Raw genomic sequence first — 13220 nt, forward strand, 5'->3', positions numbered from 1 at the left:
ATTTTTAGTGAGAAGCTAAATAAGCTGCAGTTCCTTTTGCATTAGGTTGCATAGCATCTTTACCTTCTTCCCAGTTTGCAGGACAAACCTCACCTTTTTCTTGTACATGTGTTAAAGCATCTACTAAACGTAAGTACTCACCAACATTTCTACCTAAAGGCATATTATTAATACTTTCGTGTTGTACAACACCATCTTCATCTATAATATAAGTAGCTCTATACGTTACATTATCTCCTTCTACTTGTACAGTTTGTGTAGCTTCATCAAAAACTTCATTCGTAATATCTAAAATACCTAAAATTGAAGATAAGTTTCTATTACTATCTGCTAATAAAGGGTAAGTTACACCTTCTATACCACCATTATCTTTAGATTGGCTTAACCATGCAAAATGTACTTCTGGCGTATCACAAGACGCACCAATTACAACAGTATTTCTTTTTTCGAATTCTCCTAATGCTGCTTGAAAAGCGTGTAACTCTGTAGGACAAACAAATGTAAAGTCTTTAGGATACCAGAATAATACTACTTTTTTCTTATTGTTTACAGCTTCTTCTAATACGTTTACTTTAAATGTATCGCCCATTTCGTTCATTGCGTCTACATTTAAATCTGGAAATTTTTTACCAACTAATGTTGCCATTTTATATAAATTTTATAATTATTAATATTCAATTTTTAATACTACAAATATAGAAACGGATTACTCTAAAAAAGAAAAAAGTTGATGGGAAGTTTTTATATTTCTATCAACTTTATTTATAGTTTTATTGTTTAAGAATAAATATTTCTTATTTATTAGACCAAACTGCTAATTCGTTACCTGTTGGATCTAAAAATTGAAAACGTTTGCCTCCTGGGAATTCAAAAATTTCTTTTGATATTTTCCCTCCAAACGATATGATTTTTTCTTGAATAGCTTTTAAATTATCTGAATACAAAACAACTAATGCTCCATTAATTATTGGTAAAGAAGTAAGCTCAAAACCACCCTCTAAACCGCTTTCTGAAAAAGCTATATAAGTTGCCCCATAATCTGTAAATTTCCAAGAAAATGCATTTTCATAAAACAATTTTGTCTCATTAATATTATGAGTATAAAATTCTATATAATTAATGCTATTATTCTTCATTTTATCTTATTTACTTGCAAACAGCTTAATATCGTTTGCAGATACTTCTTTTTCTCCAAGTATAATTAAACGCTCTACAACATTTCTTAATTCTCTAATATTACCTGTCCAATCATATTCTTGCAATAGTTTAATTGCTTCAATAGAAAATGTTTTTTTAGGAGTTCCTTGTTGTTCAGAAATTTTTGAAGTAAAATAATCTACCAATAAAGGCACATCTTCTCTTCTTTCATTTAAAGAAGGAACTTTAATTAATATAACAGCTAATCTGTGATATAAATCTTCTCTAAAACGACCATCTGCAATTTCCTTTTTTAAGTTTTTGTTAGTTGCAGCAACAATTCTAACATTTACTTTTATATCTTTATCAGAACCTACACGTTGAATTTTATTTTCTTGTAAAGCACGTAATACTTTTGCTTGTGCAGACAAACTCATATCACCAATTTCATCTAAAAAAATGGTTCCTCCATTTGCTGCTTCAAACTTACCTGCTCTGTCTTTATTTGCTCCTGTAAAAGAACCTTTTACATGACCAAACAACTCACTTTCTATTAATTCTGATGGTATTGCCGCACAATTAACTTCTATCATTGGTGCTTTAGAACGGTCTGATTTTTCATGCAACCAATGTGCAACTAACTCTTTACCTGTTCCATTTGGCCCCGTAATTAGAACTCTTGCATCTGTAGCTGCAACTTTTTCTATAATATTTTTAATGTGAGTGATTGCATCGCTATCACCAATCATTTCATAGTTTTTACTAACCTTTTTCTTTAATCTTTTATTTTCTACAATTAATACTTTCTTATCTAAAGCATTTCTAACTGTATTTAAAAGACGATTTAAATCTGGTGGTTTAGAAATATAATCAAAAGCACCTAGTCGCATTGTATTAACAGCTGTATCTAAATCTCCATGGCCAGAAATCATAATAATTGGTATTTCTGGTTTTATTTTTTTGCTTTTTCTAACACCTCAACACCATCCATCTTTGGCATTTTAATATCACATAAAACTAAATCGTAATCATTGTTTTTAATCATTTCAATTCCTAACAATCCATCTTCTGCTTCTTCAACATTATAAGCATCATTCTCTTCAGAGATAATTTTTTTAAAACTCTTCTAATTGCTGCTTCATCTTCTATGACTAATATTCTACTCATCTTTTTTCTTTTTATCTATCTTTTATCACCAAAAATATGAACATCTCTTTGCGGAAAAGGTATTGACACATTATGCTCTCTAAATTTAGCATCTATTTCAAATCTTAAATCGCTTTTAATTGTTAAATGCTCATAACTATTATTAATTACAAATAACAATCTAAATTGAAGAGCACTATTCCCAAAATCTGTAAACAAAACTCTTGGTAAATTTGTTTTTAAAATTTTTGGATGCGATTTTGCTACCTCTATTAAAATACTTTTAACCAAATTTACATCAGATCCATAGGCAACACCAACATTTATACCTTCTGTAGTTTGTACACCATTTTGAGTCCAGTTAAACAAACTTTGTGTTAAAAATTTATGATTGGGTATAATTAAAACTTTATCATCTATAGTTACCGCTCTCGTTGTTCTTAACTTTATTTCAAGAACCTTGCCAACTTTATCATCAACCTCAACAATGTCGTTAACAGTAAGTGTTTTATCTAGTAAAATAAAAATACCCGATATTATATCTTGAAAAAGAGTTTGCAATCCTAAACCAATACCAACCAACAACGCTGCAGAACCGGCAAGTAAAACACTAACTTCTACTCCAGAAGACTCTAACCCAATTATAATTACTATAATGTAGACAAAGTATTTTAAAAAAGAAAATATTGCAGTAAATTTACCTTGATCTTCATTATTCAATCTCTTATTTACTATTTTTCTTACCAGTTTTAATAAGAAATTTGTAATAATTAAAATAACAAATAAAAAAATAACAGTTTGTACATCTAAATGAATTTTATCATTCAATTCAAATGAATAATTTAAAAAATCTCTGAAAGTATTCATCTTTTTTACCCTTTATACTTTAACCATTTATATAGATCTTTATACGTTGGTTTCTTACCATACATTAAAATACCAACACGATAAATCTTTGCTGCAAACCAAACCATAAATATAAAAGTAAGTAATAATAATGTCATAGAAATAGCCAATTCATACCAAGAAACTCCAAAAGGAACTCTCATTAACATTACGATAGGACTAGTAAAAGGAATGTGTGAAAACAACACAGCCATAGAACCATGAGGCTCATTTATAACTGTAGCAAAACCAACATAAACACCTAAAATTAAAGGTAACATAATTGGTAACATAAATTGTTGAGTATCCGTCTCATTATCTACAGCAGCACCAACGGCAGCAAATAAAGAACTATACAACATATACCCGCCTAAAAAGTAAAAGATAAATAGTAAGAACATTTTTAAAATTGGTAGCCTTAAAATTTCTTGAATAAGTAATTGCATTTTATCGCCACCAGCAGCTTGTTTTGCAACTTCCAATTGTTCTGCTGGTAATTTTGATGTTTGCATTTCTACCATATCTACACCAAAAACAGAGGATGCAACTGTAGAAATAATTAATAATAAAATTCCCCAAATAAAGAATTGTAGTAAACCTGCAGAAGCATTACCAATAATTTTACCTAACATTAACTGAAAGGGTTTTACAGAAGAAATAATTACTTCTATAATTCTACTTGTTTTTTCTTCAATTACACTTCTCATAACCGAAGTTCCATAAATCATAACAAACATCATTAACATATAACCAGCAATGGCTCCTAACCCAATTTTTAGGCCATTTATTAATTTAGATGATTCTTCACCAGAAAAATTAAACATTTTAATATCAGACTGAATCCGAGATGCGTTTATTTTATCGATATCAATACCAAAATTATTTAACTTTTCGTTTCTTAGTTTTCGTTCAATTTTAGATTCTAAAGAACTCATAACAGACATTCCTGGAGAATCTTTAGAATAAAACTCAATAGAATTTGCAAGAATTTCTAAACTATCTTGTTTAGGTATAATTAAAGCACCATAATAATTACCTTCTTCTACCTTCTTTTTTGTTAACTCAATACCTAAAGCTGTATAATCTTTATAATGTATAGTCTCTGTATCTTTAAAATCGTCTTTTGTAAATAATTTAGATTCGTCTACATAAACGATTTCTTTTACTTTTTCGTCGTTCTTTTTCATTAAAAAGAAAACCAAAGCTCCCATACCAACCATTAATAACGGACTTAAAAAAGTCATCATAATAAACGATTTATTACGCACTTTAGCAATAAACTCTCTATGTATAATTAGTTTTAACTTGCTCATATTCTAATTGTTTTTATTTACTGCTTGAATAAATATATCGTTTGCACTTGGTATTAACTCTACAAAATGTTGTACTTCTCCTCTACTTGTTAAAAAAGATAATAACTCATTTGCAGAATTAGAAGTTCCTAATTTCACATTTAATGTTAACTCATTTCCTAACAAATTAAAATCTGCTGGAAAAACTTCAAAACTTTCTTTTAACCTTGCTTCAACTTCTTTAGGATTATCAGTATTTAATCCTACCTGAAAAGTATTTGTTCTAAACTCACGTTTAATATCAGACAACTTTCCATCTAAAATTTTATTTGATTTATTGATTAAAGCAATCTCGTCACACATTTCTTCTACAGACTCCATTCTATGCGTAGAAAAAATAATGGTTGCACCTTTATCTCTTAATTTTAAAATCTCTTGAGCAATTAATTGTGCATTAATAGGATCGAATCCAGAAAAAGGTTCATCAAAAATTAACAATTTAGGTTCATGCATTACCGTAACAATAAATTGTACTTTTTGCGCCATTCCTTTAGAAAGTTCTTCTATTTTTTTCCCCACCAAGCAGAAATATCAAACTTATCAAACCAATATTTTAATTTCTTTTTAGCTTCAGACTTACTTAACCCTTTTAATTGCGCTAAATACAAAGCTTGTTCACCAACTTTCATCGACTTATACAAACCTCTTTCTTCTGGTAAATATCCTATATCTGCTGTATGCTTTGGAGACAAAGGCTCACCGTCTAATAATATAGAACCAGCATCTGGCATTGTAATTTGATTTATTATTCTAATTAAAGAAGTTTTACCTGCTCCATTTGGCCCTAGCAAGCCATAAACACTTCCTTTAGGGATATGAATGGTAACATCATTTAATGCTCTAAAATCTCCATAGTTTTTTACAACATTATTAATTTCTAATAAATTACTCATTGATGGTATCGTTTTTTTTATAAAAGTATACTACTTACAAATTTAGTTATTTTATAGCTATATGTAGTTAAAAGTTGTAATTGGTTATAATTTAAGAAATGTTAAATTTACTATGCGTGCATAACTTTTTTACAATTTACTATGCATGCATAATAAATTTTTATATCTTTGAGGCAATGGATAAAGATAAATCGATAGATCATCAATTAAGAGCTACATGGCAAGCCGTTGCAAAAATGTACAATGAGCAAGCTGCAAAGCATGATAGCACTATGGCAACAGCTTTTGTTTTATTAAATATTGATGTAGATAATGGCACTCCTTCGACTTCTTTAGGACCATTAATGGGAATGGAACCAACTAGTCTTTCTAGAATTTTAAAAACTATGGAAGATAAAGGGGCTATTTCTAGAGAAAAAAACCCAGATGATGGAAGAAGTGTAATTATTAAACTAACTAATTATGGTATAGAAATGCGTAAAATTTCTAAAGGCCATGTTTTTCAGTTTAACAATAAAATAATAGACTCAGTTACAGATCAAGATTTAGAATCTTTTTTTAAAGTAACCTCAACTATAAATAAATTAATTGCTGACAAAAAGATTTACGAAAATAATCAAGAAGCAGTATAAAATAAATCAATATCAAAATGACTAGAAGAATAAAAAAAGTAGCGATTGTAGGTTCCGGAATAATGGGGTCTGGTATTGCTTGTCACTTTGCAAACATTGGCGTAGAAGTTCTTTTATTGGACATCGTACCAAGAGAATTAAACGACAAAGAAAAAGCAAAAGGATTAACATTAGAAGACAAAGTTGTTCGTAACCGCTTAGTAAACGATGCATTAACGGCTTCATTAAAATCGAAACCTTCTCCTATTTATAGTAAGAAGTTTGCTGAAAGAATTACTACTGGTAATCTAGAAGATGATATTGCTAAAGTTGCTGATGTAGATTGGATTATGGAAGTTGTTGTAGAGCGATTAGACATTAAGAAAATCGTTTTTGAAAAGCTAGAGAAATACAGAACTCCAGGAACTTTAATTACTTCTAATACTTCTGGTATTCCTATCAAATTTATGAATGAAGGAAGAAGTGAAGACTTCCAAAAGCATTTTGCAGTAACTCACTTTTTTAATCCACCAAGATATTTAAAACTTTTTGAAGTTGTTCCAGGACCAAACTGTGATCCTGCTGTAACTGATTTCTTAATGGAATATGGTGATAAGTTTTTAGGTAAAACTTCAGTTTTAGCGAAAGATACACCTGCTTTTATTGGAAACAGAATTGGTATCTTCGGAATTATGAGTTTATTCCACGTTGTAAAAGACATGGGCTTAACTATTGAAGAAGTAGATAAATTAACAGGACCAGTTATTGGTCGTCCAAAATCGGCAACTTTCAGAACAATTGATGTTGTAGGTTTAGATACATTGGTGCATACGGCAAATGGAGTAAAAGACAATTGCCCTAATGACGAAATGAGAGATCAGTTTGTAATTCCTGATTTTGTAAACCACATGATGGAAAACAAAATGTTAGGAAGTAAAACCAAACAAGGTTTTTACAAAATGACAAAAGATGCTAATGGTAAAAGAAACATCTTATCATTAGATTTAAATACATTAGAATATAGAGAAAAGAAATCTGCAAAATTCGCAACGTTAGAATTAACGAAAACGATTGATAATGTTACTGACAGATTTAAAGTATTAGTTGCTGGTAAAGATAAAGCTGGTGAGTTTTACAGAAAGTCTTTCGGAGCAATGTTTGCTTATGTTCAAAATAGAATTCCAGAAATTTCTGACGAATTATATAGAATTGATGACGGTTTAAGAGCTGGATTTGGTTGGGAACATGGACCTTTTCAAATTTGGGACGCAGTTGGTATAGCCAAAGGTGTTGAGATTATGAAAGCTGAAGGACATGCAGTTGCTTCTTGGGTTACTGAAATGTTAGAAAAAGGAGAAACTTCTTTTTATTCAGTAAAAGACGGAGCAACATATTATTATGATATTCCTGCAAAAGCACAAGTTAAAAAACCAGGTCAAGATTCATTTATCATCTTAGACAACATCAGAAAATCAAACGAAGTTTGGAAAAACTCTGGTGCAGTAATTGAAGATTTAGGAGACGGAATTTTAAATTTAGAATTCCAATCTAAAATGAACACTATTGGTGGCGATGTTTTAGCAGCAGTTAATAAAGCTATTGATTTAGCTGAAACAAATTATCAAGGTTTAATTGTAGGTAATCAAGCAGCAAACTTCTCAGTTGGAGCCAATATCGGAATGATATTTATGATGGCTGCAGAACAAGAATACACGGAGTTAAATCAGGCAATAAAATACTTCCAAGATACAATGATGCGTATGCGTTATTCAGCAATTCCAACAATTTCTGCTCCTCACGGAATGGCTTTAGGTGGTGGTTGTGAAATTTCATTACACGCAGATAAAGTAGTTGCAGCAGCAGAAACTTATATGGGATTAGTAGAATTTGGAGTAGGTGTTATTCCAGGTGGTGGTGGTTCTAAAGAAATGGCATTACGTGCTTCTGACACTTTCCGTAAAGGAGATGTTCAGTTAAACGTATTACAAGAAAATTTCTTAACAATTGGTACTGCAAAAGTAGCAACTTCTGCTTATGAAGCATTCGATTTAGGTTTACTTCAAAAAGGAAAAGATGTTGTTGTTGTAAATAAAGATAGACAAATTGCAGTTGCTAAGAAACATGCAATCTTAATGGCAGAAGCAGGTTATACACAACCAGCTACTCGAAATGATGTATTGGTTCTTGGTAAGCAAGCTTTAGGTGCTTTTATGGTAGCTACAGATTCTATGCAAGCAAGTAGATTTATTTCAGAACACGATCAAAAAATAGCAAACAAATTAGCCTACGTAATGGCTGGTGGAGATTTATCAGAACCAACAAAGGTTTCTGAACAGTATTTATTAGACTTAGAACGCGAAGCTTTCTTGAGTTTATGTACAGAGCGCAAAACATTAGAGCGTATTCAACACATGTTAAAAACTGGTAAACCATTAAGAAACTAAGAAGATGAAAACAGCATATATAGTACAAGGATATAGAACCGCCGTAGCAAAGTCTAAAAGAGGTGCGTTCAGATTTAAAAGAGCTGATGAATTAGCTGCTGATACTATTCAGCATTTAATGAAAAATTTACCAGAATTCGATAAAAAACGTATTGACGACGTAATCGTTGGTAATGCAATGCCAGAAGGTTCGCAAGGATTAAATATGGCACGTTTAATCTCTTTAATGGGATTAGAAATTGAAGATGTTCCTGGTGTAACCGTAAATCGTTTTTGTTCTTCAGGATTAGAAACTATTGGTATGGCAGTTGCAAAAATTCAGTCAGGAATGGCAGAATGTATTATTGCAGGTGGAGCAGAAAGTATGAGTTCTGTACCAATGACAGGTTTTAAACCAGAATTAAACTACGATACAGTTGCTGCAGGTCACGCAGATTATTACTGGGGAATGGGAAATACTGCGGAAGCAGTTGCAGATAAATTTAATGTCTCTCGTAAAGATCAAGATGAATTTGCTTTAAACTCTCATTTAAAAGCTTTAAAAGCTCAAGCTGAAGATCGTTTTCAAGATCAAATTGTTCCAATTGAAGTTGAAGAAACTTTTGTGAATGCAGAAGGAAAAAAAGTAACAAGAAAGTATACTGTAAACAAAGATGAAGGACCAAGAAAAGGGTCTAACATTGCAGGTTTAGAGCGTTTACGTCCAGTATTTGCTACTGGCGGAAGTGTTACTGCTGGTAACTCATCTCAAACAAGTGATGGAGCTGCATTTGTAATGGTCATGAGTGAAGATATGGTGAAAGAATTAAACATTAAGCCTATTGCAAGAATGGTAAGTTATGCTGCTGCTGGTGTTCCTCCAAGAATTATGGGAATTGGACCTGTTGCTGCTATTCCAAAGGCATTAAAACAAGCCGGATTAAAACAAGAAGATATTAGCTTAATTGAATTGAATGAAGCATTTGCTTCTCAATCTTTAGCTGTAATTCGCGAATTAGGTTTAGACGCAGATATCATTAACGTAAATGGTGGTGCAATTGCATTAGGACATCCATTAGGTTGTACTGGTGCAAAATTATCGGTGCAGTTATTTGATGAAATGCGCAAGCGTAACATGCAAGGTAAATACGGAATGGTAACAATGTGTGTTGGTACTGGACAAGGTGCTGCAGGAATTTTTGAATTTTTAAATTAAAACCCCCAAATAAATAATAGATAATGGAATCAACAAAAAAAGATATCTTAAGAGGAGGACAATTCCTTGTAAAAGAAACAAATTGTGAAGATGTATTTACTCCTGAAGATTTTTCTGAAGAGCAAGTAATGATGAAAGAAGCCGTTAAAGAATTTAACGAGCGTGAAATTATAGCTCACAAAGCTCGCTTTGAAGCAAAAGATTTTGATCTTACAGAAGAAGTAATGAAAAAAGCTGGAGAATTAGGTTTCTTAGGTGTTGCTGTTCCTGAAGAGTTTGGAGGGTTAGGAATGGGATTTGTTTCAACAATGATAACTTGTGAGTATATCTCTAGTGGGAACGGATCTTTAAGCACAGCTTTTGGAGCACATACAGGTATTGGAACTATGCCAATTACTTTATACGGTACAGAAGAACAAAAGAAAAAATATGTTCCCAAATTAGCATCCGGAGAATGGATGGGATCATACTGTTTAACAGAACCAGGAGCTGGTTCTGATGCCAACTCTGGTAAAACAACAGCTACTTTATCTGAAGACGGTAAATCTTATAAATTAAACGGACAAAAAATGTGGATTACAAATGCAGGTTTCTGTAACGTAATGATCGTTTTTGCTCGTATTGAAGATGATAAAAATATAACAGGTTTTATTGTTGAATATGACCCTGCTAATCCAAACGGAATTACATTAGGTGAAGAAGAACATAAATTAGGTATTAGAGCAAGTTCTACACGTCAAGTATTTTATAATGATACTGTAGTGCCTGCAGAAAACATGTTATCTGTTCGTGGTGGTGGATTTAAAATTGCCGTAAATGCTTTAAATGTTGGACGTATCAAATTAGCTGCAGCTTGTTTAGATTCTCAAAGAAGAGTTTTAGAAACGGCATTACAATATGCAACTGAACGTAAGCAGTTTAAAACTCCTATTGCAGAGTTTGGAGCTATTAAAGCAAAATTAGCAGAAATGGCAACAAACTGTTATGCTGGAGAGTCTGCAAGTTATAGAGCTGCTAAAAACATAGAAGATAGAATTGCAATGCGTTTAGCTGATGGTAACACACATCAAGAAGCTGAATTAAAAGGTGTTGAAGAATATGCTATTGAATGTTCTATCTTAAAAGTTACTGTATCTGAAGATGTACAAAATTGTGCAGATGAAGGAATTCAGATTTTTGGAGGAATGGGATTCTCTGAAGAAACACCAATGGAAGCTGCTTGGAGAGATGCAAGAATTGCTCGTATTTACGAAGGAACTAATGAAATTAACAGAATGTTGTCTGTTGGTATGTTAGTTAAAAAAGCAATGAAAGGTCATGTAGATTTATTAGGACCAGCAACTGCAGTTGGAAATGAATTATTAGGTATTCCTTCTTTTGACACTCCAGATTACTCAGAATTATTTGCAGAAGAAAAAGAAATGATTGGTAAACTAAAAAAGGTCTTTTTAATGGTTGCAGGTTCTGCAATTCAGAAATTTGGACCAGATTTAGATCAACATCAACAATTGTTAATGGCTGCTGCAAATATCTTAAATGAAGTTTATATGGCAGAATCTACAATATTACGTACTGAGAAAAACGCAAAACGTTTTGGTGAAGATGCTCAGGCTGGTCAAATTGCAATGGCAAGATTATACTTATATAATGCAGTAGATATTATTACTAAAAACGGAAAAGAAGGTATCGTTTCTTTTGCTGAAGGTGATGAACAACGTATGCTATTAATGGGGTTAAAGCGTTTTACAAAATACGCAAATCATCCAAATGTAGTTGCATTGCGTAATTCTATCGCAGAAAAATTAACAGTAGAAAATAAATACTGCTTTTAGTTTTATTAAAAAATTATTATTTGAGACTATTAAAGTTTTAAATTTTAGTTGTTTGTTTAAAAAGGCCATTTCAAATATGGCCTTTTTTTTATATATTTGCATTTCAATTCCCTAATTTTCTAGACAAAAACATCAACTATGAAGACTAAATTACTTTCTGTTGTTTCTTTCTTGATTATAGCTGGAAGCTGCAGTAAACCAAAAAAATTGAATTTAATAACCAAGAGTTATTAAATAACATTAAAATACTATCTAACGATTCTCTACAGGGAAGAGCTTTTTCTACTCCTGGAAATCACAAAGCACAAAAATTTATTATTGATAAATTTAGTCAAGTTGAACTTCAAACTTTTCAGAAAAATCAATACTTACAAGAATTTTCCTACACATTTAAAGGAAAAAAAGACATGAAGTTTTTCCTGTAAGAAAGCCTAATGAAAATTTCTCTAATGTAAAGGATACAACAGCTATTGGAGGTAATATTATTGGCCAACTAAAAGGGCAAACAAATAAAACTTTTGTTATTACAGCTCATTTTGATCATTTAGGTATTAAAAATGAAAGAATCTACAACGGAGCAGATGACAATGCATCTGGTGTAGCAGCTTTATTTACTATTGCAGAATATTTTAAGTCTAAACCGACCAAACATAATTTGGTTTTTGCGGCTTTAGATGCAAAAGAAATTGGGTCTTTAGGAGCTGAATATTTTTTAAAAAATTACACTAACAAAGAAAGTATTTCACTTAATATTAATTTAGATATGATCGCTCATAGTGATTATGATCCTGAATTATTTGCTTGTGGATTATTTCTTTATCCTGATTTAAGAGATCCATTAGAAGATTCTAAATCAGAAAAAATTCAATTATTATTTGGGCATGATGACCCAGATAACAAAGAACAATCTGATTGGACTTTTTCTTCTGATCACAAAGTTTTCCACAGAGAAAAAATTCCTTTTATTTATTACGGTGTTCCAGATCATAAAGATTACCATAGATCTACTGACACTTACGCTACTATAAATACTGAATTCTATATTGAAGCTGTTAAAACAATAATACGTTCAATTGAAAATCTTGATGAATATTTAAGTGAATAATTATTTAACTTTTAAATTCATTTTTAAAAAAGGCTGTTTAAAAACCAAAAAATAAAACAGTTAATCCCTTTTTTATCAATACTTTTGCACGCAATTTGAAAACATTGAAATGAAGCGAATTAAACAATACAAGAAATTATTTAATATAGAAGGTGCAATTGATCTTAAAGAATTAAAATCTTCTTATAGAAAATTAGTTAAAGAATGGCATCCAGATAAATTTTTGGAAGAAGCTAAAAAAGAAGAAGCAGAAATTGTAAGTACTCAAATTATTGATGGTTACCATTTTCTAGTAAGTATTGCTCCAGAAACTAAAGAAGCTAATTTAAACGCTTACAAAACTACAATATCAGAATTTCAGGTTGCAGATTGGCACCATAAAAGTATGTTATTAGAAGTTACTTTTACAGACGGTAACAAATACGAATACTTTGGTGTTAGTAAAATACTTTTCGGAAAATTTGTAAATGCAAAATCAATGAATAACTTTGGTAAAAGAAATATCTTTAATTCATTTACTTATAGAAAATCAATGAAAGCTTCTGTTGTAGTTTAATAAATTATTGTTCTTAAATGATAAAAAACACATTATTTTAAACTAATAATGATGCAAAATAAAA

At 31.0% G+C, this 13220-nt stretch carries 10 protein-coding genes and 2 pseudogenes; 6 read left to right on the forward strand and 6 right to left on the reverse strand.

Going from position 1 to position 13220, the window contains the following annotated elements; all coding sequences use genetic code 11:
• Nucleotides 1-4: 4 nt before the first annotated feature.
• The 6 genes and pseudogenes from N5A56_RS02090 to N5A56_RS02115 all read right to left on the reverse strand — a co-directional run bounded on the left by N5A56_RS02090 (nucleotide 5) and on the right by N5A56_RS02115 (nucleotide 5413).
• On the reverse strand, nucleotides 5-646 hold the full coding sequence (locus N5A56_RS02090) for a peroxiredoxin (RefSeq protein ID WP_265723998.1): 642 nt from the start codon (nucleotides 644-646) through the stop codon (nucleotides 5-7).
• Between the two features lie 148 nt (nucleotides 647-794).
• The gene (locus N5A56_RS02095; RefSeq protein WP_265723997.1) at nucleotides 795-1136 is read right to left on the reverse strand and encodes a VOC family protein; all 342 of its coding nucleotides are present in this window, start codon (nucleotides 1134-1136) and stop codon (nucleotides 795-797) included.
• A gap of 6 nt (nucleotides 1137-1142) precedes the next feature.
• Nucleotides 1143-2304 (reverse strand): annotated as a pseudogene (locus N5A56_RS02100) (sigma-54-dependent transcriptional regulator).
• Between the two features lie 15 nt (nucleotides 2305-2319).
• Nucleotides 2320-3150, reverse strand: coding sequence for a mechanosensitive ion channel family protein (locus tag N5A56_RS02105; RefSeq protein WP_265723995.1), 831 nt, complete (start codon nucleotides 3148-3150; stop codon nucleotides 2320-2322).
• A 5-nt stretch (nucleotides 3151-3155) separates the two neighbouring features.
• Nucleotides 3156-4481 carry an ABC transporter permease gene (locus N5A56_RS02110; RefSeq protein WP_265723994.1) on the reverse strand — a complete coding sequence of 442 codons (1326 nt, stop codon included), beginning with the start codon at nucleotides 4479-4481 and terminating at the stop codon, nucleotides 3156-3158.
• A gap of 3 nt (nucleotides 4482-4484) precedes the next feature.
• A pseudogene (locus N5A56_RS02115) lies at nucleotides 4485-5413 on the reverse strand (ABC transporter ATP-binding protein).
• Nucleotides 5414-5589: 176 nt separating this feature from the next.
• On the opposite strand from N5A56_RS02115, the gene N5A56_RS02120 reads away from it, so the two are divergent.
• The 6 genes from N5A56_RS02120 (at nucleotide 5590) to N5A56_RS02145 (ending at nucleotide 13156) form a co-directional block, all read left to right on the forward strand.
• Nucleotides 5590-6045: a MarR family winged helix-turn-helix transcriptional regulator gene (locus N5A56_RS02120; protein ID WP_274270148.1), complete on the forward strand. Its 456-nt coding sequence runs from the start codon at nucleotides 5590-5592 to the stop codon at nucleotides 6043-6045.
• A gap of 17 nt (nucleotides 6046-6062) precedes the next feature.
• Nucleotides 6063-8468: a 3-hydroxyacyl-CoA dehydrogenase/enoyl-CoA hydratase family protein gene (locus N5A56_RS02125; RefSeq protein WP_265723992.1), complete on the forward strand. Its 2406-nt coding sequence runs from the start codon at nucleotides 6063-6065 to the stop codon at nucleotides 8466-8468.
• A 4-nt stretch (nucleotides 8469-8472) separates the two neighbouring features.
• Complete coding sequence (locus N5A56_RS02130; protein ID WP_265723991.1) at nucleotides 8473-9663, forward strand: acetyl-CoA C-acyltransferase; 1191 nt, start codon at nucleotides 8473-8475, stop codon at nucleotides 9661-9663.
• A gap of 23 nt (nucleotides 9664-9686) precedes the next feature.
• Nucleotides 9687-11495 (forward strand): acyl-CoA dehydrogenase family protein, encoded by a 1809-nt coding sequence (locus N5A56_RS02135; protein WP_265723990.1) that lies wholly within the window; start codon nucleotides 9687-9689, stop codon nucleotides 11493-11495.
• A gap of 484 nt (nucleotides 11496-11979) precedes the next feature.
• Entirely contained in the window at nucleotides 11980-12600 is a 621-nt protein-coding gene (locus N5A56_RS02140) for a M28 family peptidase (protein WP_265726073.1), read from the forward strand.
• Between the two features lie 109 nt (nucleotides 12601-12709).
• Nucleotides 12710-13156, forward strand: a complete 447-nt coding sequence (locus N5A56_RS02145) for a KTSC domain-containing protein (RefSeq protein WP_265723988.1) — start codon at nucleotides 12710-12712, stop codon at nucleotides 13154-13156.
• Nucleotides 13157-13220: the final 64 nt, after the last annotated feature.

Source organism: Polaribacter ponticola (genome assembly GCF_026191475.2).
Taxonomy (GTDB): Bacteria; Bacteroidota; Bacteroidia; order Flavobacteriales; family Flavobacteriaceae; genus Polaribacter; species Polaribacter ponticola.

Bases quoted from the DNA above. Each gene is read 5' to 3' on its own strand.
- N5A56_RS02110 (WP_265723994.1), bottom strand. From the start codon at position 4,481: ATGAGCAAGTTAAAACTAATTATACATAGAGAGTTTATTGCTAAAGTG.
- N5A56_RS02120 (WP_274270148.1), top strand. From the start codon at position 5,590: ATGGATAAAGATAAATCGATAGATCATCAATTAAGAGCTACATGGCAA.
- N5A56_RS02090 (WP_265723998.1), bottom strand. From the start codon at position 646: ATGGCAACATTAGTTGGTAAAAAATTTCCAGATTTAAATGTAGACGCA.
- N5A56_RS02145 (WP_265723988.1), top strand. From the start codon at position 12,710: ATGAAGCGAATTAAACAATACAAGAAATTATTTAATATAGAAGGTGCA.
- N5A56_RS02095 (WP_265723997.1), bottom strand. From the start codon at position 1,136: ATGAAGAATAATAGCATTAATTATATAGAATTTTATACTCATAATATT.
- N5A56_RS02130 (WP_265723991.1), top strand. From the start codon at position 8,473: ATGAAAACAGCATATATAGTACAAGGATATAGAACCGCCGTAGCAAAG.
- N5A56_RS02125 (WP_265723992.1), top strand. From the start codon at position 6,063: ATGACTAGAAGAATAAAAAAAGTAGCGATTGTAGGTTCCGGAATAATG.
- N5A56_RS02135 (WP_265723990.1), top strand. From the start codon at position 9,687: ATGGAATCAACAAAAAAAGATATCTTAAGAGGAGGACAATTCCTTGTA.
- N5A56_RS02105 (WP_265723995.1), bottom strand. From the start codon at position 3,150: ATGAATACTTTCAGAGATTTTTTAAATTATTCATTTGAATTGAATGAT.